Source organism: Salipiger mangrovisoli (assembly GCF_015223355.1).
Classification (GTDB): domain Bacteria; phylum Pseudomonadota; class Alphaproteobacteria; order Rhodobacterales; family Rhodobacteraceae; genus Salipiger; species Salipiger mangrovisoli.
On record NZ_JADFFK010000002.1, the window covers coordinates 71,238 to 93,714 of the forward strand.

General features: G+C 66.9%; 24 protein-coding genes. 16 read left to right on the forward strand and 8 right to left on the reverse strand.

Annotation, left to right across the window (positions count from 1 at the left end):
- Positions 1 to 63 precede the first annotated feature (63 nt).
- Complete coding sequence (locus tag IQ782_RS03765; RefSeq protein ID WP_194133288.1) at positions 64 to 936, forward strand: ribokinase; 873 nt, start codon at positions 64 to 66, stop codon at positions 934 to 936.
- Between the two features lie 24 nt (positions 937 to 960).
- On the opposite strand, the gene msrA is transcribed toward IQ782_RS03765, so the two are convergent.
- From msrA to IQ782_RS03780, 3 genes are all read right to left on the reverse strand, one after another.
- A complete protein-coding gene (gene msrA / locus IQ782_RS03770; protein ID WP_194133289.1) occupies positions 961 to 1,605 on the reverse strand; it encodes a peptide-methionine (S)-S-oxide reductase MsrA in 645 nt (214 codons plus the stop codon).
- Positions 1,606 to 2,155: 550 nt separating this feature from the next.
- Positions 2,156 to 2,584, reverse strand: coding sequence for a DUF1810 domain-containing protein (locus IQ782_RS03775; RefSeq protein WP_194133290.1), 429 nt, complete (start codon positions 2,582 to 2,584; stop codon positions 2,156 to 2,158).
- Positions 2,585 to 2,746: 162 nt separating this feature from the next.
- Positions 2,747 to 3,967: an argininosuccinate synthase gene (locus IQ782_RS03780; RefSeq protein WP_194133291.1), complete on the reverse strand. Its 1,221-nt coding sequence runs from the start codon at positions 3,965 to 3,967 to the stop codon at positions 2,747 to 2,749.
- Between the two features lie 132 nt (positions 3,968 to 4,099).
- On the opposite strand from IQ782_RS03780, the gene IQ782_RS03785 reads away from it, so the two are divergent.
- Positions 4,100 to 4,837: a hypothetical protein gene (locus tag IQ782_RS03785; protein WP_194133292.1), complete on the forward strand. Its 738-nt coding sequence runs from the start codon at positions 4,100 to 4,102 to the stop codon at positions 4,835 to 4,837.
- Between the two features lie 59 nt (positions 4,838 to 4,896).
- Entirely contained in the window at positions 4,897 to 6,123 is a 1,227-nt protein-coding gene (gene ilvA / locus IQ782_RS03790; protein WP_194133293.1) for a threonine ammonia-lyase IlvA, read from the forward strand.
- Positions 6,124 to 6,171: 48 nt separating this feature from the next.
- On the opposite strand, the gene IQ782_RS03795 is transcribed toward ilvA, so the two are convergent.
- Entirely contained in the window at positions 6,172 to 6,567 is a 396-nt protein-coding gene (locus IQ782_RS03795; protein WP_240989079.1) for an Hpt domain-containing protein, read from the reverse strand.
- Between the two features lie 152 nt (positions 6,568 to 6,719).
- Between IQ782_RS03795 and IQ782_RS03800 the strand changes: the two genes are divergently transcribed.
- Positions 6,720 to 7,958 (forward strand): PP2C family protein-serine/threonine phosphatase, encoded by a 1,239-nt coding sequence (locus IQ782_RS03800; protein ID WP_338092543.1) that lies wholly within the window; start codon positions 6,720 to 6,722, stop codon positions 7,956 to 7,958.
- 6 nt (positions 7,959 to 7,964) lie between these two features.
- Here IQ782_RS03800 and IQ782_RS03805 read toward each other — a convergent pair whose 3' ends face one another.
- Positions 7,965 to 8,402 (reverse strand): NUDIX hydrolase, encoded by a 438-nt coding sequence (locus IQ782_RS03805; protein WP_194133294.1) that lies wholly within the window; start codon positions 8,400 to 8,402, stop codon positions 7,965 to 7,967.
- Positions 8,403 to 8,478: 76 nt separating this feature from the next.
- On the opposite strand from IQ782_RS03805, the gene hslO reads away from it, so the two are divergent.
- The 8 genes from hslO (at position 8,479) to IQ782_RS03845 (ending at position 17,492) form a co-directional block, all read left to right on the forward strand.
- Positions 8,479 to 9,474: an Hsp33 family molecular chaperone HslO gene (gene hslO / locus IQ782_RS03810; protein WP_194133295.1), complete on the forward strand. Its 996-nt coding sequence runs from the start codon at positions 8,479 to 8,481 to the stop codon at positions 9,472 to 9,474.
- A complete protein-coding gene (locus tag IQ782_RS03815; RefSeq protein ID WP_194133296.1) occupies positions 9,471 to 10,073 on the forward strand; it encodes a CoA pyrophosphatase in 603 nt (200 codons plus the stop codon). Before hslO ends, IQ782_RS03815 begins: the two co-directional genes overlap by 4 nt.
- On the forward strand, positions 10,070 to 11,233 hold the full coding sequence (locus IQ782_RS03820; protein ID WP_240989080.1) for a CCA tRNA nucleotidyltransferase: 1,164 nt from the start codon (positions 10,070 to 10,072) through the stop codon (positions 11,231 to 11,233). Before IQ782_RS03815 ends, IQ782_RS03820 begins: the two co-directional genes overlap by 4 nt.
- Before the next feature lie 9 nt (positions 11,234 to 11,242).
- Entirely contained in the window at positions 11,243 to 11,824 is a 582-nt protein-coding gene (locus IQ782_RS03825; RefSeq protein WP_194133297.1) for a LysE family translocator, read from the forward strand.
- Between the two features lie 42 nt (positions 11,825 to 11,866).
- Positions 11,867 to 13,723, forward strand: a complete 1,857-nt coding sequence (locus IQ782_RS03830) for an ABC transporter ATP-binding protein (RefSeq protein ID WP_194133298.1) — start codon at positions 11,867 to 11,869, stop codon at positions 13,721 to 13,723.
- 27 nt (positions 13,724 to 13,750) lie between these two features.
- A complete protein-coding gene (locus IQ782_RS03835; RefSeq protein WP_194133299.1) occupies positions 13,751 to 15,583 on the forward strand; it encodes an ABC transporter ATP-binding protein in 1,833 nt (610 codons plus the stop codon).
- A gap of 72 nt (positions 15,584 to 15,655) precedes the next feature.
- Positions 15,656 to 16,873, forward strand: a complete 1,218-nt coding sequence (locus IQ782_RS03840; protein WP_194133300.1) for a class I SAM-dependent RNA methyltransferase — start codon at positions 15,656 to 15,658, stop codon at positions 16,871 to 16,873.
- A 97-nt stretch (positions 16,874 to 16,970) separates the two neighbouring features.
- The gene (locus tag IQ782_RS03845) at positions 16,971 to 17,492 is read left to right on the forward strand and encodes a L,D-transpeptidase family protein (RefSeq protein WP_194133301.1); all 522 of its coding nucleotides are present in this window, start codon (positions 16,971 to 16,973) and stop codon (positions 17,490 to 17,492) included.
- Positions 17,493 to 17,632: 140 nt separating this feature from the next.
- Here IQ782_RS03845 and dalA read toward each other — a convergent pair whose 3' ends face one another.
- Positions 17,633 to 18,190 (reverse strand): divisome-associated lipoprotein DalA, encoded by a 558-nt coding sequence (gene dalA / locus IQ782_RS03850; protein WP_194133302.1) that lies wholly within the window; start codon positions 18,188 to 18,190, stop codon positions 17,633 to 17,635.
- Positions 18,191 to 18,420: 230 nt separating this feature from the next.
- Between dalA and IQ782_RS03855 the strand changes: the two genes are divergently transcribed.
- Together IQ782_RS03855 and IQ782_RS03860 are read left to right on the forward strand one after the other, a co-directional pair.
- Complete coding sequence (locus IQ782_RS03855) at positions 18,421 to 19,020, forward strand: L,D-transpeptidase (RefSeq protein WP_194133303.1); 600 nt, start codon at positions 18,421 to 18,423, stop codon at positions 19,018 to 19,020.
- 148 nt (positions 19,021 to 19,168) lie between these two features.
- A complete protein-coding gene (locus tag IQ782_RS03860) occupies positions 19,169 to 19,363 on the forward strand; it encodes a ferrochelatase (protein ID WP_194133304.1) in 195 nt (64 codons plus the stop codon).
- 81 nt (positions 19,364 to 19,444) lie between these two features.
- Here IQ782_RS03860 and hemH read toward each other — a convergent pair whose 3' ends face one another.
- Both hemH and IQ782_RS03870 read right to left on the reverse strand, forming a co-directional pair.
- The gene (hemH, locus tag IQ782_RS03865; RefSeq protein WP_194133305.1) at positions 19,445 to 20,509 is read right to left on the reverse strand and encodes a ferrochelatase; all 1,065 of its coding nucleotides are present in this window, start codon (positions 20,507 to 20,509) and stop codon (positions 19,445 to 19,447) included.
- A gap of 51 nt (positions 20,510 to 20,560) precedes the next feature.
- Positions 20,561 to 21,409: a methyltransferase domain-containing protein gene (locus tag IQ782_RS03870; protein ID WP_194133306.1), complete on the reverse strand. Its 849-nt coding sequence runs from the start codon at positions 21,407 to 21,409 to the stop codon at positions 20,561 to 20,563.
- A gap of 41 nt (positions 21,410 to 21,450) precedes the next feature.
- Here IQ782_RS03870 and IQ782_RS03875 point away from each other — a divergent pair, with 41 nt between their 5' ends.
- Positions 21,451 to 22,161 carry a ComF family protein gene (locus tag IQ782_RS03875; RefSeq protein ID WP_194133522.1) on the forward strand — a complete coding sequence of 237 codons (711 nt, stop codon included), beginning with the start codon at positions 21,451 to 21,453 and terminating at the stop codon, positions 22,159 to 22,161.
- Positions 22,162 to 22,207: 46 nt separating this feature from the next.
- Positions 22,208 to 22,465, forward strand: a complete 258-nt coding sequence (grxC, locus tag IQ782_RS03880; protein WP_194133307.1) for a glutaredoxin 3 — start codon at positions 22,208 to 22,210, stop codon at positions 22,463 to 22,465.
- Positions 22,466 to 22,477: the final 12 nt, after the last annotated feature.

Sequence of the window (22,477 nt, forward strand, 5' to 3'; positions counted from 1 at the left end):
CGGCCCCGCGCCTGCCGGCAAGCTCCGGCAGGCGTATTTACCGGAACAATGAAAGGCGCGCGCATGGCGATCTACAACCTTGGGTCCATCAACGCGGACATGACCTACCGCGTGCCACATCTCCTGGCCCCGGGCGAGACGCTGGCGACCAGCTCGCTGACCCGCGGACTGGGCGGCAAGGGCGCCAACATGTCGGTGGCGGCGGCGCGGGCCGGGGCGCAGGTGCGCCATCTCGGTGCGGTCGGCGAGGACGGGCGCTGGGCGATCGAGCGGCTCACCGAATACGGGGTCGACACGCGGCAGATCGCCGTTCTGCCCGAGGCCACCGGCCATGCGATCATCATGCTCGACGCCGCGGCCGAGAACTGCATCCTGATCTATCCCGGCGCCAACCGGGCGCTTTCCGTGGAGCGCATCGAGGCCGGGCTGGCCGAGGCCGCGCCCGAGGATATCTTCGTTTTCCAGAACGAGACCAACGCGCAGCGCGAGGCCGCGGAACTGGCCTCGGCGCGCGGGCTGCGCGTGGCCTATGCCGCGGCGCCCTTCGACGCCGACGCGGTGACGCTGGTGCTGCCGCTGCTCGACCTGCTGGTGCTGAACGAGGTCGAGGCCGCGCAGCTCGAGCGCGCCACCGGGCAGGGCATCGACACCATCCCGGTGCGCGACGTGGTGGTCACGCTCGGCGCGCGCGGCTGCCGCTGGATCAACACCGACGCCGGCGAGAGCCGCGCCTTTGCCGCGCTGCCGGTGACCCCGGTGGACACCACCGGTGCGGGCGACACGTTCACCGGCTATCTGCTGGCCGGACTCGACCGTGGCCTGCCGATGCCGACCTCGATCGAGATGGCGCAGCGTGCCGCGGCGATCATGGTCACCCGGCAGGGCACCGCCGACGTCATTCCCGATCTCAAGGATGTCACCGAGCACCGTTTCTGAGCGGCCCGCGGCCGTCGTCCGGGGTCAGCCCCCGGCGAAGGCCGCCGCGCTGCCCCAGAGCGCCCGCACCCGCGTGTCGCGGCCGCAGGCCTCGCGGTAGCGCTTGTAGGCCGTGGATTGCCGCAGCGGTCCGAACCGGGTCAGCACGAGGTTGCTGCCCTTGTAGTAATCCTGATGATAGCTCTCGGCCGGCCAGAACCGCCCGGCCTGAAGCACCGGCGTGACGATCTTCTGCCCCAGGGCCACCTGCGCCTGGGCCTTTGCCGCCTCGGCGGCGCGCTTCTGCACCGGACCATTGGCGAAGATCGCCGTGCGGTAGCTGTCGCCGCGGTCGCAGAATTGCCCGCCGGCGTCGGTCGGATCGATCGATCGGAAGAACAGCGCGTAGAGTTCCTCGGCCGTGATGCGGCTGTCGTCATAGAGGATCCGCACCGCCTCGTAGTGGCCGGTGCCGCCGCGGCTCACCTGCTTGTAGGTGGGAGCCTGGAGCGTGCCGCCGGTGTAGCCGGAAATCACCTCGCGCACCCCGCGCACCTTCTCGAAATCGGCCTCGACACACCAGAAGCAGCCGCCCGCAACTATGATCTCCCGCGTTTCGGCATGCGCAGCGGGGGCCGTGGATTGCATCGCGATCAGGGTCGAAACCAGCGCAGTGACCAGCCACCTCATGTCTTTTCCCTCCTCCTCTCCTGTCGCTCCAGCCTGCGCCCCAGCGCTGCGCCGATCAACGATTTTTCGAAGCGGGCCGGGTCCGGTGACGTGCCGAATTCAGGGTATCCCCCGCGCCCGAAGGCCGCGGCGGGGCGCGCTGCGAATAAATGCGAAAAAAGTTGCACGCGCCCGAAACTTCTCGCGGCTCGGTTGCGTGTCTCAAGCAATGTCGTGACGGCAGGGCGGTGTTGCTCCCGCCTGGACCATCGCGGCGGAAGGGTAACGAGTTTTGGCGGCCTGATCCGCAAGCGCACTACAGGTATTCTTAACGATTTGCCGCCATCTTCTTCGGAAGGCTTTTGCTGGCGGCGCGCGGAAGGGCCGGTTGATTAAAGACGGCGGCCATGTGCAGCCGAAGAAAGACAAGAATTGCACCGAAGACGACTGGCGAAGCCTCGTGCGGGGATGCCATGGAAACCGGCGGTGCACAGAAGCTAGGGCGCGCTTGCGTATCCCCACCTCGGCGTGCCCTGGGCCGCCTCCGGTGTCGTGACCGGAGGCGGCGATTTCATTCCGGCGCTCCCCTGTCCAGCGCCGCGCGGGTGAGCGGACAGCGGCTTCCTGCATACAGGCTTTCCAGAACCTCGGAGAACACCGCCGGCGCGCCCGGCACGGCTTCGAAGAGCGTCATGCAGGACCGCAGCTTGAGCGCATCGACCGGGCCGAGCATCTCCTCGGCGCTGCGCTCGGGATGCCGGAGCAGCCAGCCCGCCGCCTCGGTCAGCCGCGGCCCCAGGACCGGATGGGCGAGATAGGCGCGCGCCGCCTCGGCATCGTGCATTCCGAAATGTCGGGCGCGGGACGAACGTCCCAGGCTCTCGAGCTGGGGAAAGACCCACCAGATCCAATGCGACACCTTCTGGCCCGCCTGAAGTTCACGGCTGACCTGCGGCCAGATCCGCTCTTGCGCGTCGAGAAATTCCTGATGCTCCGCCATGCCACCCACCTCCTGCATGCGCTTCAGGTAGCATGGCGCGGCCGCAAATCGATGGCATGGACCCGTCCGGGGGCGCGTCGCGGGTCTTTGGTAAAAAAATCCCCGCCGGAGGCTCTCCGGCGGGGATAAGGTGGGTCGTCGGGTTGCTGTCGGGACGGCGGCTCAGCCTTTCAGGCGGCGGTTCCGTGCGGCCAGCAGTTTCAGGCGCAGCGCGTTGAGCTGGATGAAGCCCTTCGCGTCTTCCTGGTTGTAGGCACCGGCGTCCTCTTCGAAGGTCACATGCGCCTCGGAGTAGAGCGAGTGATCCGACCAGCGCGCCACGGTGCGCGCCGAGCCCTTGTAGAGCTTCAGCCGGACGGTGCCGGTGACATGCTCCTGGCTCTTGTCGATCAGCGCCTGCAGCATCTCGCGCTCGGGCGAGAACCAGAAGCCGTTGTAGATCAGCTCGGCGTAGCGCGGCATGATCGAGTCCTTGAGGTGACCGGCGCCGGAATCCAGCGTGATCTGTTCGATGCCGCGGTGCGCTTCGAGCAGGATGGTGCCGCCCGGCGTCTCGTAGATGCCGCGCGACTTCATCCCGACGAAACGGTTCTCGACGAGGTCCAGAACGCCGATACCGTGCTTGCCGCCATACTCGTTGAGCTTGGTGAGGATCGTCGCGGGCGACATCGCCTCGCCGTTGATCGCCACGGCGTCGCCCTTCTCGAAGCTGACCTCGATGTACTCGGGCTCGTTCGGCGCCTGCTCGACCGGCACCACGCGCTGCAGCACGTAGTCGGGCGCTTCCTCGGACGGGTTTTCCAGAACCTTGCCCTCGGAGGAGGTGTGCAGCAGGTTCGCGTCGACCGAGAACGGTGCCTCGCCGCGCTTGTCCTTGGCGACGGGAATCTGGTTCTGCTCGGCGAACTCCAGCAGGCGGGTGCGCGAGGTCAGGTCCCACAGGCGCCAAGGGGCGATCACCTTGATGTCGGGGTTCAGTGCATAGGCGGCCAGTTCGAAGCGCACCTGGTCGTTGCCCTTGCCGGTCGCGCCATGCGCCACGGCGTCGGCACCCTCGGCGGCGGCGATCTCGACCAGCCGCTTCGAGATCAGCGGGCGGGCGATCGACGTGCCGAGCAGGTACAGGCCCTCGTAGAGCGCGTTGGCGCGGAACATCGGGAAGACGAAGTCGCGCACGAACTCCTCGCGCAGGTCCTCGATATAGACTTTCGACACGCCCAGCATCTCGGCCTTGGCGCGGGCGGGCTCCAGCTCTTCACCCTGGCCGAGATCGGCGGTGAAGGTGACGACCTCGCAGCCGTATTCGGTCTGCAGCCATTTCAGGATGATCGAGGTGTCGAGGCCCCCGGAATAGGCCAGGACGACTTTCTTGGGCGCGGACATGGGCTTTCCCTCACGTATGAACTGGCCCCGCGCCTTACTGGGTTTTATCTCCGGTATCAAGGATCGGCCGTTGACCTATCGGCGTCATATGCTAGCGGTCGGCTAAGTAATTGGGAAACGGGTGGGGGTTCCATGAAGGGTTGGCGCATTTTTCTGCATTCCCTGCGGATGGTGATCGACAATATCGGCACGGCGCTGCGGGTGTCGCTGGTTCTGTATCTCGTGCAGGTCGCAAGCCAGATCGCCACCTATCTCCATCCTTCGGACACCGGCGCGGACGGGATGCCGGTGCCGATGATCGGCGTTCCGGCGCTCGCGCTCATGGTGCTGGCCGTGCTGGCGAGCCTGTGGATCGCCGTGGCCTGGCACCGCTTCGTGCTGACCGGCGAGGAGCCGCGCGGCTGGCTTCCGCAATGGCATGGCGGCGAAATCCTCGGTTATTTCGGCCGGTCGATCCTCATCGGGCTGGTGATCTTCCTGGGCATGATGGTCTCGGCCATCCCGGTTGCGCTTGTCGGCGCGGCCGTTCCGGGGCTCGCCCCGATCCTCGTCTTCGGCCTGGTGGGGCTGGGCGGCTACCTGTTCTTCCGGCTCGGGCTGATCCTGCCCGCCGCCGCGCTGGGCGAGAAGCTGACGCTGAAGCAGGCCTGGCGCGCCACCTCGGACGACGACGGCGCGGTGGTGACGCTGGCGCTGCTGGTGATCGGCGGCTCGCTGCTGGTCGAGCTTCCGGCGCTGATCGACGACAGCGCGGGCTCGATCGTCAACCTGGTCTACGGCCTGGTGATCAATTGGTTCGCGACGATGATCGGGATTTCGGTGCTGACCTCGCTCTATGGCCATTTCGTCGAGAAGCGCCCTCTCGGCTGAGTCCCGCCGCGTTTGCATCGGCCTTGCGCAAAGCGCGCCGATGCGCCACAGCCTAGGGCATGGATGATTTTCTCGCTCACGCCCGCGCCGCCACTCAGGAAATGCGCTCGGTCTTTCCCGAGACGCCGCTTCTGCGCAACGATCACCTCTCGGCGATCTTCGGCGCCGAGATTTGGCTCAAGCGCGAGGACCTGAGCCCGGTGCGCAGCTACAAGCTGCGCGGTGCCTTCAACGCCATGCGCAAACGTCCGGAAGCCGCGGTTTTCGTCGCGGCGAGCGCCGGCAACCACGCGCAGGGCGTGGCCTACATGTGCCGCCAGTTCGACAAGACCGGGGTGATCTTCATGCCGGTGACCACGCCGCAGCAGAAGATCCAGAAGACCCGGATGTTCGGCGGCGCAAACGTCGAGATCCGTCTGATCGGGGACTATTTCGACGAATGCCTGACCGCCGCGCAGGCCTATTGCGCCGAGATCGGCGGGCATTTCCTGTCGCCCTTCGACGACGAGGACGTGATCGAGGGGCAGGCCACGGTGGCGGTCGAGATCGAAACGCAGCTTGGCCGAGTGCCGGATCACCTGGTGATCCCGGTGGGCGGCGGCGGGCTCGGCTCGGGGCTGCTCAGCTATTTCGGCACGGATACCAATTATACCTTCGTCGAGCCGCAAGGCGGGGCCTGCCTGCGCGCGGCGCTGGAAGCGGGCAAGCCGGTGACGCTGCCTGCGGTCAACAATTTCGCCGATGGCGCGGCCGTGGCGCGGATCGGGGCGAAGACCTTCGAGGTGCTGAAGGGGGTTGGCCTCGCCAACACGTTGGCGATCAACGAAGACCGGCTTTGCACCACCATGCTCGAGATGCTGAACGTCGAGGGCGTGGTTCTGGAGCCCGCCGGGGCGCTGTCGATCGATGCGCTGAAGGACCTCGGCCAGTCGATCCGCGGCAAGACCGTGGTCTGCATCACCTCGGGCGGCAACTTCGATTTCGAGCGGCTGCCGGAGGTGAAGGAACGCGCGCAGCGCTACTCGGGGGTGAAGAAGTACTTCATCCTGCGCCTGCCGCAGCGTCCCGGTGCGCTGAAGGACTTCCTGAATTTCCTCGGGCCGGAGGATGATATCGCCCGCTTCGAGTACCTGAAGAAATCGGCGCGCAACTTCGGTTCGGTGCTGATCGGGATCGAGACGGCGAATCCGGCGAATTTCGACCGGCTGTTCGGCGATCTCGACGCGCATGGCTATGCCTATCGCGACATCACCGACGACGAGGTCCTGGCGCAGTTCGTGATCTGAACAGGGCCGTGCCGGGCGATATCCCCCGGTGCGGCCCCTGATCCATGCTCAGGCCGCGCGCAGCCGCGGCAGCTGATCAAGAAATTCCTGCCGCGAGCGGGCATAGCAGCTGCACAGCATCTCGGGGTCGAGCGGTGCCCCGAGCCCGGCGCTGATCGCCAGTTCGCCCGCCTCGCAGAGTGTCGAGAGCCGGGAAAACCCCAGGTTCAGAGTACTGCCCTTGAGAAAATGCAGCTGTTCGGACAGCGCGTGCCGATCGGTGGCGCAGCCCGGCAGTCGATCCAGCGTGGCCTGCACTTCGGTCAGGAAAAGCGCGACGACCTCGTCAAAATCCTCGGCCCCGATTTCCGCGCGCAGGTCGGACACCCGTTGCCAGTCGATCAGCGGGCCGCCGGGATCCGGGTAAAGGACGGGCTGCGCGGACGAGGGCGGGGTTTCGGTCATCGGGATACCTCCTGCCCGCAGTGTCTCAGGAAAGTCTGAACGAAGCCTTTCGGCCGGTCCGACCGGGGCTGGACCGCTGCCGGGCGAAAGCGGCCATTAACGCCGGGGGTCTATTCTGCCGTCCTGTCACACACGGCTTGAAAGGATGCGGGGTGGTCCCGAACACGGCGGAAAGTTTCGATCCGAAATGGGGGCAGGTGCCGCTCCGGCGGGTGCTGGTGGTGGATGACAGCCCGTTGCAGCTGAAGATCCTTTCTTCCATGCTCCAGCGCTGGGGGCTCGAGGTGCAGCAGGCCCAGAGCGGTGCCGAGGCGCTTCGGCTCTGCGACGAGATGCGCCCCGACGCGGTGCTTTCGGACTGGATGATGCCGGGCATGGACGGGCTGGAATTCTGCCGCCTGTTCCGCGCCCAATGCGGCGACCGCTACGGCTATTTCATCCTGCTGACCAGCAAGAGCGACAAGGCCGAGATCGCGCGCGGGCTGGATGCGGGGGCGGATGATTTCCTTACCAAGCCGGTGAACGCCGGCGAGCTGCGGGCGCGGATCAACGCGGGGGCACGGATCGTGCAGATGCAGCGCCAGCTTTCGGCGACGCTCGGGCGGTTGCAGGCGGCCTATGACGCGGTGGACCGCGACCTGCAACAGGCCCGCACCATCCAGCAGGCACTGGTGCCGCGCCGCAGCCGCCGCATCGGCAGCTCGCAGGTGAGCCTTCTGCTCAAGCCCTGCGGCCATGTCGGCGGTGACCTGGTGGGCAGCTTCTCGCATTGCGAGCGCAGCGTCGGCGTGTTCAGCATCGATGTCTCGGGCCATGGCATCACCTCGGCGCTCATGACCGCGCGCATCGCCGGGCTGCTGGGGGGGGACTTTCCGGATCAGAACATCGCGCTCGAGCGTATCGTTCACGGCACGCTTTTCCGCCCGCCCGACGAGGTGGCGCGCCGGCTCAACGAACGGCTGGCCGCCGATCCGGGCGTCGCGGAATACCTGACGATGGCCTATGCGGTGGCCGATCTCGATTCCGGCAGGGTCGAGCTGGTGCAGGCGGGCCATCCGCCGCCGCTGCTGCTGCGCGCGGGCGGCGGCAGCGAATTCATCGGGCAGGGGGGGCTGCCGGTGGGGTTGGTTCCCGGTGCGCGCTACGAGCGGCTGCGCCTGCAGATGCGGCCGGGTGACCGGCTGCTGCTCTATTCCGACGGGTTCACCGAGGCGTTGCTGCCCGATGGCACGCAACTCGACCTGGCCGGGCTGCGCGCGCTGGCCACCGAGGTGCAGGGGCAGGGCACCGAGTATCTCGACGACCTTTACTGGCGGCTGACCCAGCGCACGCGCAGCGGCCGGCGCCTCGAAGACGACGTCTCGGCCGCCCTGCTGGAGCTTGGCGGCTGAGACGGTTCAGCGCAGGAGGCGGCGCAGGAAGTCGCGGTCGCCGGGATTGCCGAGCAGTTCCGAGGCCAGCTCGGGGTCCATCCACACCGCCTGGTGCCCCGGCTCGCTCGGCGCGCCAAGCGGGCGCACCGGGCGGGCGGCGTAGATGATGCAGAGCTTCTCTGCCCAGAGGTCGTATTCGGGCATGTAGGTGAAGCGGCGGAAGGCACCAAGCCGGCGCGGCGCGTCGATCTTCCAGCCGGTTTCCTCGAAAACCTCGCGGTGCAGCGCGGCGAGGGGAGACTCACCCGCGTCGATGCCGCCGCCGGGCAACTGGTACTCGGGCCAGGGTTCCGCCTGATGGGTGACCAGGACCGCGCCGTTTCGTGGCAGGATTGCATAGGCTCCGGGACGCAGGGTGTACCGACGCCCGGATTCGGGCGGTTCGCCGTATCTTGCAGTCATCGGTCCCCCTTGGTTCCCGTGGTCTTGCTGCTTATATGGGGCCGATATGCCAAGATCCGGCAGATAAGGAAACCCCATGACCATCGGCAGCAAACTCGCCTGGGACGATACCGTCCTTCCATTTCAATTGGACAACGCCGACATCCGGGGCCGCGTGGCGCGGCTCGACGGGGTGCTGAACGGGGTCCTCAGTCAACACGACTATCCCGAGCCGGTCGAGGCGCTGATCGCGGAGATGACTCTGCTGACCGCGCTGATCGGCCAGACCATGAAGCTGCGCTGGAAGCTGTCGCTGCAGGTGCAGACCCGCGGCGCGCTGCGCATGATCGCGACCGACTACTTCGCCCCCACGAAAGAGGGCGAGCCGGCCCGCCTGCGCGCCTATGCCAGCTTCGACCGCGACCAGGTCACCGACGCCCCGGCCTACGACCAGCTCGAGGACGGCTATTTCGCCGTGCTCATCGACCAGGGCAAGGGCACGACGCCGTACCAGGGCATCACCCCGCTGGCAGGCGGTCAGTTGGCGCGCTGCGCGGAAAGCTACTTTGCCCAGTCCGAACAGATCCCGACCCGCTTCATGCTCAACTTCGGCAACGTGCCGCAGGCGGATGGCAGCTCGCACTGGCGGGCCGGCGGCGTGATGCTTCAGCACATGCCGAAAGCCTCGCCCTTCGCCAAGCCGCAGGTCGACGGCGAAGGCGGCAGCGGCGAGAACGGCGTGCTGCGCCCCGAGGATCTGCTCGGCGACACGGATGACGGTGAGAACTGGCGCCGCGTGAACTTCCACCTCGACACGGTGGACGAATTGGAGCTGATCGGCCCGGATCTCGCGCCGACCGACCTCTTGGTGCGGCTCTATCACGAGGAAAACCCGCGGGTGTTCGACGCCCAGCCGGTGCGTTTCGGCTGCACTTGCTCGGAAGATCGCGTGCGCCAGTCGCTGTCGATCTACTCGGCGCGGGACATCGAGAAGATGACCACCGAGGACGGCAAGGTCACCGCAGACTGCCAGTTCTGCGGCGCGCATTACGAACTCGACCCGGAGTCGGTCGGGTTCGAGGCCAAGAAGTGAGCCGCGTCCGGGATCAGATCGATCTGCTGAAACGGGCGCTGGAGGCGGACTCCGGCGTCTCGTCCGATTTCGACCTGAACCCGGACACGCCTCTTCCGGCGGGGCGCAAACTGCGTCCCGCCGGGGTCCTCGCAGGGTTTGTCGCCTGCGAGCAGGGGCTCGAGCTGGTGCTGACCAAGCGCAGCTCGCGGCTGAAGCACCACCCCGGCCAGATCGCCTTCCCCGGCGGCAAGGTCGATCCCGGTGACGAGGACGCGGTGGCCGCCGCCCTGCGCGAGGCGCGCGAGGAGGTGGGGCTGTCGGAAAGCCGGGTGGACGTGCTGGGCACGCTGCCAGCGCATGAAACGGTCACCGGCTTCCAGGTGACCCCGGTCATCGGCCTTGTCATGTATGATTTCGACCCTGTTCCGGAGCCCGGCGAGGTGGCAGAGGTCTTCCGCGTGCCCTTCGAGCACATTGCCGCGCTGGGCAATTACCGCATCCAGGGACGGCATTGGCAGGGCACCACGCGGCGTTACTGGACGGTGCCCTTCGGCCCCTATTACATCTGGGGTGCGACGGCGCGGATGCTGCGCGGGCTGGCGGAGCGGATGGCATGACTCCTGGCAAGACCACGGTAACCGGGGATTGGCTGACACGGGCCGAGACGCAGCAGGTGCTGGCCATGCTCGAAGCGGGCGGGCACCAGGGCTATGTCGTCGGCGGCTGCGTGCGCAACGCGCTGATGGGCGTGGCGGTGAGCGACGTGGACATCGCCAGCGACGCGCGTCCCGAGCGGGTGGTCGAACTGGCGCAGGCCGCGGGCCTGAAGCCGGTGCCCACGGGCATCGAGCATGGCACGGTGACGGTGGTGGCCGGCGGCATCGGTCACGAGATCACCACCTTCCGCGCCGACACCGAGACCGACGGCCGCCGCGCCGTCGTGCGCTTCTCGGGCGACATCGCCGAGGATGCGGCGCGGCGCGATTTCACCATGAATGCGCTCTACGCCGATGCGCGGGGGCTGATCCGCGACCCGCTGGACGGGCTTCCGGACCTGCGCGCCCGCCGGGTGCGCTTCATCGGCACTGCCACCGACCGCATCCGCGAGGATTACCTGCGCACGCTGCGCTACTTCCGCTTCTCCGCCTGGTACGGCGATCCCGAGCAGGGCTTCGACCCCGAGGCACTGGCGGGCATCGCCGAGACCCTTGATGGGCTCGACACCCTGTCACGCGAGCGCGTCGGGCAGGAAATGCTGCGCCTTCTGGCCGCACCCGATCCCGTTCCGGCGGTTTCGGTCATGGCGCAGGTCGGGGTGCTGGCGCATGTGCTGCCCGGAGCCTCGGTGATCGCGCTGGGTCCGCTGGTGGCCGAGGAGCAGAGACTGTCCGTCGCCCCCGATGCGCTGCGCAGGCTCGCCAGCCTTGGTGTCGAAGAGCCTGATCTGCGGCTCTCGAAGGCGCAGCAGCGGCAACTTTCCCTGTATCAGAGCCTGATCGGCGAGATGCAGAGCCCGGCGGAACTGGCCTATCGCCACGGTGCCGAGGTGGCGCAGAGCGTGCTCCTGCTGCGCGCCGCGAGCTTCCAGCAGCCGGTCACGGAAGACGCTCTCTTCGGGATGGCCAAGGGCACCGAGGTCCGCTTCCCGCTCTCGGCCAAGGATTTCATGCCTGCCCTGAAAGGCCCCGCGCTGGGCGAGGCGCTGCGCGACGCCGAGAAACGCTGGATCGCATCGGGTTTCACGCTTACCAAGGCGGAACTTCTGTCTGACGAGTAAGCGCACTACATGACTCTCGACCCGCTCTACGCCTTTGTCTTCTTCGGGCTCTTCTCGCCGGGTCCCAATGTCATCCTCCTCACCGCCTCGGGCGCGCGCTTCGGCGTGAAACGCACCTTGCCGCATCTCTTCGGCGTGGTGATCGGCGTCGGCATCACCGCCGGGCTCACCGGGCTTGGCATCGCGGCGCTGCTGCAACAGATGCCCCGGCTCGAGTTCGCGCTGCGCATCGCGGCGAGCCTATGGATGCTCTACATGGCCTGGGGGCTATGGACTTCAGAGCGCCGCAAGAAGGCCGAGGCAGAGCGCCCCATGACCTTGGTCGAGGGCGCGCTTTTCCAATGGGTGAACCCCAAGGTCTGGGCGGTGGCGCTGGCGGCGGCCTCGGCCTACCCGTCGATGATGGGTCCCTGGGGCGAGGCGCTGCGGCTGGGCTCGGCCTTCTCGGGCCTGAACCTCTTCTGCTGCCTGTTCTGGACCTCGGCGGGGGCGCTGCTGACCTTCCTTCTGGCGACCCCGGCGGCCTGGCGCTGGTTCACGCGGGTCATGGCCGTGGCACTGGCAAGTTTTTCCGTCATGGTGTTCCTGTAGGGCCTGACCTAGACCTAGCGTCATCTTTTCAGGACCTGACCCATGTTTCGCCGTTTCGAGAGCATGGTCGATCCTTATGTGGACTATCCGCAGACGGACCGGCCCCCGACCAAGCTGCTGCCCTTCATGCTGGACTATTCCCGGCCGTTCCGCCGGGTGTTCGTCTGGACCGGGCTTCTGTCGGTGGTGGTCGCCAGCGTCGAGATCGGGCTGATCTGGGCCATGGGCTGGGTCGTCGACATCCTAGGTGGCGATCCGGCGCAGGTCTGGGAGGCGCACGGCTGGCAGCTGATCGGCCTCGCGCTCTTCATCCTTTTCCTGCGACCGCTCTTCCAGGCGCTCGACGTGCTGCTGCTGAACAATGCGATCATGCCCAACTTCGGCACGCTCGTGCGCTGGCGCGCGCACAAGCAGGTTCTGCGCCAGTCGATCGGCTGGTTCGAGAATGATTTCGCCGGGCGCATCGCCAACCGCATCATGCAGACGCCCCCGGCGGCGGGCGAGGCGGTGTTCCAGGTCTTCGACGCGATCACCTTCTCGATCTCCTACCTCGTGGGGGCGCTGGTGCTGCTCGGGGATGCCGATCCTCGGCTGGTGATCCCGATGCTGCTCTGGCTTGCGCTCTATGCCGGGCTGATGCGCTGGACGGTCACCCGCGTCGGCGCGGCGTCCAAGGCCGCCTCGGATGCGCGCAGCTTCGTCACGGGGCGGGTGGTGGATGCCTATACCAACATCCACTCGGTGAAGATGTTCGCCCACGACCGGCAGGAGCTCGACTACGCCAAGGAGGCGATCGAGGAGGCGCGGCAGACCTTCCAGGCCGAGATGCGGATCTACACCTTGATGGATCTCGGGCTGATGGTGCTCAACGGGCTGCTCATCGTGGGGGTCGTCGGCTGGGCCATTGCGCTGTGGATGCAGGGTCACGCCAGCACCGGCGCGGTTGCGGCGGCCACGGCGCTGACCCTTCGGCTCAACGCGATGACCGGCTGGATCATGTGGGCGCTGACCACCTTCTTCCGCCAACTCGGTGTCGTGGCCGAGGGCATGGAAACCATTGCCCAGCCGATCGAGCTTGTGGATGCGCCGGAGGCGAAACCGCTGCGGGTCTCGCAGGGCGAGATCGCGGTCTCGACCCTGTCGCATCACTACGGGCGCGGCTCGGGCGGGCTTGATCGGGTGACGCTGACCATCCGGCCGGGCGAGAAGATCGGCCTTGTCGGTCGTTCGGGCACCGGAAAATCGACCCTCGTTAAGCTGCTTCTGCGCTTTTACGACCCCGAATCCGGAACGGTAGAGATCGACGGGCAGGACATCACCCGCGTCACGCAGGACAGCCTGCGGCGGCAGATCGGCATGGTGCAGCAGGACAGCGCGCTGATGCACCGTTCGGTACGCGAGAACCTGCTCTACGGCCGCCCCGAGGCGAGCGAGGCGCAGATGATCGAGGCCGCGAAACAGGCGCAGGCGCATGAGTTCATCCTGACGCTTGAGGACGGGCAGGGGCGGCGCGGCTACGACGCCCATGTCGGCGAGCGCGGGGTGAAACTCTCGGGCGGCCAACGGCAGCGCATCGCGCTGGCGCGGGTGATCCTCAAGGATGCGCCGATCCTGATCCTCGACGAGGCCACCTCGGCGCTCGACAGCGAGGTCGAGGCCGCCATCCAGGACACGCTCTACGGCATGATGGAAGGCAAGACGGTGATCGCCATCGCGCACCGGCTGTCGACCATCGCCGCCATGGATCGCATTCTCGTGATGGACGGCGGGCACATCGTCGAGGAGGGTGCACATGACGCGCTTTTGGCCCAAGCTGGCCTATATGCAGGATTCTGGGCGCGCCAGTCCGGCGGGTTCCTCGACCCCGACGCCGACAGCCAAGCGCAGGACACCGCATGAACTGACCCAAGACCGAGAGGACAAGGCATGAGCCTTTCCGACATGATAGACCCGTTTTCCCGCGCCCATACGCCGCCGCCGCAGACGCTGGGGCGCTTCGTGCTCTGGGCGCTGCGCGGAGCCTGGCCAGTGCTGATCCCGGCGGGGATCCTCTCGGCGCTGGGCGGGGTCTTCGAGGTGATGTCGGCGAAGCTGCTGGGCGATGTGATCGACAAGACCCTGAGCAGCCCCGCCAGCACGGTCTTTGCCGATCACTGGCTGTTCCTGCTGCTCTGCGCCGCCTTCTTCATCCTGCTGCGGCCGGGGATCGCCGGGCTCTCGGCCTACGTGCAGTCGGTCGTCATGCAGCCCAACGTGTTCAACCTGATCCTCAGCCGGGTCCACCGTTACACGCTGGGTCATTCGGTGACCTTCTTCGACAACGACTTCGCCGGGCGCATCTCGCAGAAGGAGATGCAGACCGCGCGGGCGCTGAACGACGTGATTTCCGAGGTCATCCAGGCGGTGCTCTTCGCGCTCGCGTCGGTGATCGGCTCGGTCTGGCTGGTCGGCTCTATCGACTGGCGCATCGGGCTGGCGCTGATCGGCTGGATCGTCGTCTACGGCCTGCTGCTGCGCCACTTCATGCCGCGCATCCGCACCCGCTCGAAGGCACGGGCCGCCGCGCGGGCCATGGTCACCGGGCAGCTCGTCGACACGGTGACCAACATCAAGACCGTGAAGCTCTTTGCCCATGACGAGTTCGAGGACCGCGCCGCGCTCGACGCCATGTCGACCTACCGCGAGCGGTTCATCGCCTTCGGTCATATCGCCTCGGCCTTCCGCTTCTGGCTGATGGCGCTGGCAGGCACGCTGCCCGTGCTGCTGATCGGTGGCGCTCTGGCCTTCTGGTCGCAGGGCTACGTCACGGCGGGCGACATCGCCGCCACCGGGGCCGTCGCCATCCGGCTCAGCCAGATGACCGGCTGGGTCAGCTTCACGCTGATGGGCATCTACGCCAACATCGGCGAGATCGAGGACGGCATCCGCACCATCACCCCCGATCACACGCTGCTCGACGCGCCGGACGCGCCAGCGCTGGCGGTGCCGCAGGGGCGCATCGAATTCCGCGACGCGGGCTTTGCCTATGGCCGCGAGGAAGGCGGTGTCGAGCATATCGCACTGGACATCGCGCCGGGTGAGAAGGTGGGCATCGTCGGGGCCTCGGGGGCGGGAAAATCGACCCTCGTGGCGCTGCTGCTGCGGCTCTACGACACGGAAAAGGGCGGTATCTTCATCGACGGGCAGAACATCGCGGGCGTCACGCAGGAGAGCCTGCGGCGGCAGATCGGCATGGTCACGCAGGAGACCGCCATGTTCAACCGCTCGGCGCTGGACAACATCCGCTATGGCCGACCCGATGCCACGATGGAGGAGGTGATCGCCGCCGCCGAGAAGGCCGAGGCGCATGGCTTCATCCTGCACCTGCGCGACCACATGGGGCGCAAAGGCTATGACGCGCATCTCGGCGAACGCGGCGTGAAGCTCTCGGGCGGGCAGCGGCAGCGCATCGCGCTGGCCCGCGCGATCCTCAAGGACGCGCCGATCCTGGTGATGGACGAGGCGACCTCGGCGCTTGATTCCGAGGTCGAAGCGCTGATCCAGCGGGCGCTCGAACGGGTGATGGAGGGCAAGACCGTTCTGGCCATCGCGCACCGGCTGTCGACCATCGCCAGCATGGACCGGATCGTGGTGCTGGATCAGGGTCGCATCGTCGAGCAGGGCAGCCACGACGCGCTGCTGGCGCGGAACGGGCTCTACGCGCGCTACTGGAACCGTCAGAGCGGCGGGGTGATCGACCCGCAGGAAGCTGCGGAATAGGCTCTGCCGCGTGCATCTGGCGCAGCGGATGAGGCTTGCGTGACAGCCCGGTTTGGGGGCATGACGCGGCGCATGAAACAGGTCACAATCGAACGGCTCGGGCACCAGGGGGACGGCATCGCCGCCGGTCCCGTCTTCGTGCCCGGCACTCTGCCCGGCGAGCTCGTCGAGGGCGAGATCACCGGCGGCATCATGGACGCGCCGCGTATCCTCCGGCCCTCGGAGATGCGGGTCAGCGCGCCCTGCCGCCACGCGAAAAGCTGCGGCGGCTGCCAGTTGCAGCATGCCCGGCCGGATTTCGTCGCCGAGTGGAAGCAGTCGGTGGTGCGCCAGGCGCTGGCCGCCCATGGCATCGAGGCCACGTTCCGCGAGATTGCCACATCGCCCGAGCAGACCCGCCGCCGCGCCGGCTTCTCGGCCAAGCGCACCAAGAAGGGCGCGCAGGTCGGTTTCCATCGCAAACGCTCGGACGTGATCGTCGAGGTGCCCGAGTGCCGCGTGGTCGATCCGAAGCTCTCTGCCGCCCTGCCGCTGGTCGAGGCGCTGGCGGTTCTGGGGGCGAGCCGCAAGGCCGAGCTGTCGGTGCTGGTCACCACCAGCCTCGGCGGGCTCGACGTGGTCGTGAAGGGCGGCAAGGATGCCGACGCCGAGATGCAGCAGCAGCTTTCCGAGCTGGCGCGGCGGCATAACTGCGCGCGCATCGCCTGGGGGGATGACGCGGTGCTGACCCGCCGGCCACCGATGCAGAAGATGGGCCGGGCCGAGGTCTCGCCGCCGCCGGGTGCCTTCCTGCAAGCGACGCCGCAGGGCGAGGCGGCGCTGCTGGCGGATGTGCTCGAGCATATCGAAGGTGCCAGCCACGTTGTCGACCTGTTTGCCGGATGCGGCACCTTCGCGCTGCCGATCGCCGAGACGGCGCGGGTGCACGCGGTCGAGGGTGACAAGGCGATGACTTCGGCGCTCGATCACGGCTGGCGTCACGCGCAGGGCCTGCGCCATGTCACGACCGAGGCGCGCGACCTGTTCCGCAACCCGCTGCTGCCCGCCGAACTGGCGCGCTTCGACGCCGCGGTAATCGACCCGCCGCGTGCCGGGGCCGAGGCACAGGTCGCGCAGCTCTGCGAGGCGAAGATCCCGCGTATCGCTTTCGTGTCGTGCAACCCGGTCACCTTTGCCCGCGATGCGGCGGCGCTCCTGCGGGCCGGCTACGTGCTGGACGGGCTGCGCGTGGTGGATCAGTTCCGCTGGTCGACCCACATCGAGCTCGTTGCAGGATTCAAAAGGCAATAGTGCCGAGATTCCGACAGGTTCCTGCCATCTCCTCCTATCGCGATGCCGCGCGGTCATGTATAACTGTGGCAAAATAAGAACGAGTGAGACAGGCAAGATGTTTATTGGCAGGCACGTGTTCGTGCTCGCAGCAGTGTTGCTGCTTGCCGCCTGCGGCGGTGGGCGCGACCCGGCGAGCATGAAATTCAGGTCCTATGACGGGCCTGCGGTCACCCATGTCGTCGTGCATAAGCAGGCTCGAAAGATGTACCTGCTGCACCATGATTCGATCATGAAGGTCTACGACGTCGGGCTGGGCTTCAGCCCGACCGGCGACAAGAAGGTCGAGGGTGACGGCAAGACGCCCGAAGGGCTTTACATGATCGACCGGCGCAACCCGAATTCGCGGTTCCACCTGAGCCTCGGGATCGATTATCCCAATGCCGCCGATCGCGCCGAGGCGCGCTTTCTTGGCGAGAGCCCTGGAGGGGACATCTTCATTCACGGGCGTCCCGCGGCCTATCAGAACGGTGTCTGGGACTGGACCTGGGGCTGTATCGCGGTGAGCGACCGCGAGATCGAGGACATCTACGCGATGATCCGCACCGACCGGCCGACACCGATCCTGATCATGCCCTGAACGGGCGGTACTGCACCGATCCTAGACAGGCCGCCCCTTGGGCGGCCTTTTGCTTTTGCAGGGGCGTTTCGGGCGCGTCCGCCGCAACGAAAATGGCCGCCCCGAGAGGCGGCCATTCGATCATTCCCGGAGGACGCGGCTCAGAAGCCGGCGGTTTGCGTGCCCGGAGTCGGCGCGAGATCGGGCGCACCCATGACCAGCGTCCACCAGATCTTGCCGCCGGGTTCCTGGAACCAGGCGAATCCCATCTGGCGCGCGGCAGGATCAAGGATCACGTCGCGGGTCGGCGCATCGTCCATCCAGGCAGCCAGCGTCTCGAGCTCGGACTCGTAGGTCTCCGAGATGTTCTCGCCGAGCAGACGACCCGTGTAGCCGACGCGCTGCACCCGGTCGATCGGCGAGGAGCCGTCGGAGCCGAAGTGCCAGGGGCGGTTCTGCACCGACATGTCGCGCGAATGGGTGGCCGCGGCGGCGTTCAGCTTGGAATCGAGCGAGACGCCCGCAACACCGCGCGCCTGGCGCAGGGCGTTGACCGAATCGAGCATCGAATACTCGATCTTGCCGCTTTCGCTCTCGTTGATCCGGTAGACGCGCGGAAGCGGCTTGCCGTCCGGGCCGATTTGCAACGGCGCCACCGTCTGGGCACAGGCCGCGGCGAGCAGGCCGGAGGAAAGCAGGAGAAACGTGCGTCTGTTCATTTTTGGCTGGCCTTCGCGTACCGCTTGTTCACTATCGCGGGACTCACATAGCTTGCCCTGCGTGCGTGATCAAACCCACATGCATGTGATCGCACGTGTACACCTGTGTTTGATTTGCGACTGCGGCGCTCTCGCCATATGAATGGGGAACCTTCAGTGGCTCTCGGGCGTACGGCCTTAGAGCCTTCTACTGGCATTTCGTATTCGTGGCTCCAAAGGACACTTCCGCCATGGCAAAATCCCCCTACTCCCGTCGCGCCTTCCTCGCCGGCTCGGCCGCGCTGGCTGGCGCGGCGGCGACGCCGGCCCTAGCGCAGAGCTACAATGGCGCGGGCACGGTCGAGATGGAGAACGATATCTCTAAGGTCATCCGCCACAACATCTCGAGCTTCCGCACCCTCGACTGGCAGCCCTACTTCAGCAACCTGAGCAAGGGCGCGGTGCTGGTCGATATCTCGTCGCGCGCGCTGCATTTCTGGGAAGAAAACGGCCGCTATCACCTTTATCCGTCGTCGGTGCCGCTGACCGATGACCTGACCCGCAAGGGCCGCACCCAGGTGGTGCTGAAGGACCCGCACCCCGACTGGCGTCCGACGCCGTCGATGAAGCAGCGCAACCCGGAATGGCCGGATTACGTGCCGCCGGGCCCGGACAACCCGCTCGGAACCCGCGCGCTGCACCTGAGCTGGCAGTACTACCGAATCCACGGCACCCACGACACGCGCAAGATCGGTCGCCGCTCGTCGAATGGCTGCATCGGTCTCTATAACGAGCACGTCGAGGCGCTTTACGAGATGGCGCAGGTCGGAACGCAGGTGTTGCTGATTTGACGACAGGTCAACTGGTCGAAAAACCCAGATATCTCTAGGGGTTTGCTTTATCGGCGGATTTCTGCTTAGAAAATTGGCACGAGGTAAGTCTTGATGCTTGCCGTGGCCGGTTTTCCGAAGCCCCGGCAGGCGTTTTCTGGAGGTTAACATGAAGAAACTCGCACTCGCCGCCGCACTCGCAGCTTCCGCCACCTCGGCAATGGCCGGCTCCTACGCCAAGGACGACATGGTCATGGAGCCCGTCGTCGTGGTGGAAGAGACCCAGGCGTCGTCCTCTTCGGCCGGCATCCTGATCCCGCTGCTGCTGATCGCCGTCGTCGCTGCTGCTGCCGCGACCGACTGATCGGACGGAGCGATCCGGAACAGAAAAGGCGGTGCGAAAGCACCGCCTTTTTTGTCGCCCGTTCGGCAAGCTGCGGGTGGCTCAGTCGAGCCAGCCCTTCAGGTTGTCCTCGATCACCCGGCTCAGCGCCTCGATATGCGCCGGATCGTCGTTCAGGCAGGGGATATAGGTGAACTCCTCGCCGCCCGCGTGCTCGAAGCTCTCGCGAATCTCCTCGTTGATCTCTTCGAGAGTCTCGATGCAGTCGGCCGAGAAAGCCGGGGCGATCACCGCGATGCGCTTCTTGCCTTCGTCCTTCGCCAGCCGCGCGACTTCTTCCACCGTGTAGGGCTTCAGCCATTCCTCGGGGCCAAAGACCGATTGGAAGGTGGTGCGGATCTGCGTCTTGTCCCAACCGAGGCGCTCGCGCAGCAGCCGCGTCGTTTTCTGGCACTGGCAATGGTAGGGATCGCCCTGCATCAGGTAGCGCTTCGGCATGCCGTGATAGGACACCACCAGCATTTCGGGCTTCTGGTCCTTGGCCGCATAGGCCCGTTCAACCGACTGCGCCAGCGCTTCGATGTAGAGCGGGTGCTCGAAATAGGGATCGACCACGCGCGCGGTGGGTTGCCACGGCTCGTCCATCAGCGCCTTGAAGAAAGCGTCGTTGGCAGTGGCCGAGGTCGCCCCCGCGTATTGCGGGTAGAGCGGGAAGAACAGGATCTTGCGGCAGCCGGCCTCGGTCATCGCCTTGACCTTCGACTTGGTCGAAGGGTTGCCGTAGCGCATGCAGAAATCGACCATCACCTGATCGCCATAGCGCGCCTTCATCGAGGCCGCGATGGCGGCGCTCTGCGCCTTGGTGATCGTCATGAGCGGGCTCTCGTTGAGCGCCTCGTTCCAGATCGATTTGTAGTTTTTCCCCGAGGAGAAGGGCCGCTTGCTGAGGATGATCAACTGCAGCAGCGGCTGCCATTTCCACTTCGGGTAGTCGATGACCCGCTGGTCCGAAAGGAATTCCGACAAGTAGCGGCGCATCGGCCAGTAGCTGTAGTGATCGGGCGTGCCGAGGTTGGCGAGCAGGATACCGACTTTTTCGCGGGGGAGCGCCGGGTGATCGGCGGGGGCCTGAGCGGGACGGATCGGGCCGGTGGTCATGTCGTTCATGCGTTCTGTTCCCTCAAAGTCACGCGCTAATTAACGCGAATTTAGAATGATTCAATCCTTGAGCGGGGTTTCCCTCGCGCCGAGGGCGTCGGCGAGACGATGCGCCGCAGTGCCCGGTCGCAGCGGCTTCTGCTGGCTTTCGTCCGGAGCCCAGCCGGTCAGGGTCACCAGCTCGAACGTGGCCTTGAGCCGACCGTCGGGACGGGCGTAGGTCTGCGCGTAGAGCTCGGCGGCGCGCAGCAGCACCGCGCGGCGGGTGGGGTGCCGCAGGCGGGCGGACAGAGCATTCGCCTCGCCCATGGCGCGCAGGTCGCGCATCAGGTGAAGGGCACTTTCGTAGCTGACATCGAGCGGCAGGGAATCCGCCACCGGCAGCGCCAGCCCGGCGCGTTGCAGCAGCGCACCGAGGTCGCGGATCTCGCCCATCGGCAGCACCCGCGGCGACAGTCCTCCGGTCACTTCGATCTCGGCCTGCCCAAGCGCGGCGCGCAGCTCGGAAAGGGTCTCGCCGCCGAAGGCGATGGTTACGCAGAGCCCGTCCGCCCTCAGGGCGCGGCGGCACTGGATCAGCTGGCCCACCGGATCGTTCGCCCAGTGCAGCGCCAGCGCGTGGATCACCAGGTCATGCGCCGCCGGCTCAAGGTCCAGAACCTCGTTGTCGGGGACGATCCGGGCGCCGGGCAGGGCACCCTGCCAGATCTCGGGGAAAGGCGTGACGATGGCCGGGGAATTGAACGCCCTGTTAACCATCATCAGGCGATCCTGCGCCTCGTCCCGCGCGGCTTCGTGCAGGAACAGCGCCCGCGCAAGCTCGGGCGCACGGCGCGCGCGGGCGCGGTGCGTGGCGAGGGCGGAGCGGTCTATGAGCTGCGGGGCCTGGCTGGAAACTGGGCGTGACATGGAGGCTAGATAGGATGCGCCGTGAGCGGTTGCAAACCTTGATGCGCGGGGCGCTGCGGCTGGTTTATCCGCCGCGCTGCCTGATCTGCGGCGGCTTGGTGGAAAGCGACCACGGGCTTTGTGGCCCGTGCTGGCGCGACACGCCTTTCCTTGGCGGGCTCTGCTGCGACCTCTGCGCTGCGCCGCTGCCCGGTCGGTCCGACGCGGCCGAGCAGTGCGACGCCTGCCGTGCGCAGGAGCGGCCCTGGCAGAAGGGCCGCGCGGCGCTGCTCTACCGCGACAATGGCCGCAAGCTGGTGCTGATGCTCAAGCACGGCGATCGCACCGACATCGCCGGCCCGGCGGCGCGCTGGATGGCGCGCGATCTGCGCGGGCTGGCCGAGGGGGCGCTGGTGGTGCCGGTGCCGCTGCACCTGCGCCGCCACCTGCGCCGCCGCTACAACCAGTCGGCGCTGCTCGGCGCGGCGCTGGCGCTAGAGCTGGGGCTCGGGCACATGCCGGACGCGCTGCGCCGGATCCGCGCCACACCCGCGCTCGATGGCAAGGGGCGCGAGGCGCGGTTCGCGGTGCTGGATGGAGCGATCCAGCCCTCGGCACGCGGCCGGACCGCGCTGGCTGGTCGGAAGGTGCTGCTGGTTGACGACGTGATGACCTCTGGCGCGACGCTTTCCGCAGCGTCGCGGGCCTGTATCGAGGCCGGGGCGACGCAGGTGGTGGTCTCGGTACTGGCGCGCGTTGCAAAGGATACCTAAATCCCTGAAAGATGGGCTGCCAGCCCGCCGGAAAGGGAACTCCTGAATGAAACCGATCGAAATCTACACCACCCCCACCTGCGGCTTCTGCGTCGCGGCCAAGCGGCTGCTTACCCAGAAGGGCGCCGAGTTCACCGAGATCAACGTCGCCGCCGCGCCCGAGCGCCGCGCCGAGATGACCCAGCGCGCCAACGGCGGCCGCACCGTGCCGCAGATCTTCGTGGGCGAGTTCCACGTGGGGGGCTGTGACGACCTTTACGCCATGGAGCGTGACGGCAAGCTCGACCCGCTGCTGGCCGATTGACGGAGAGACGTG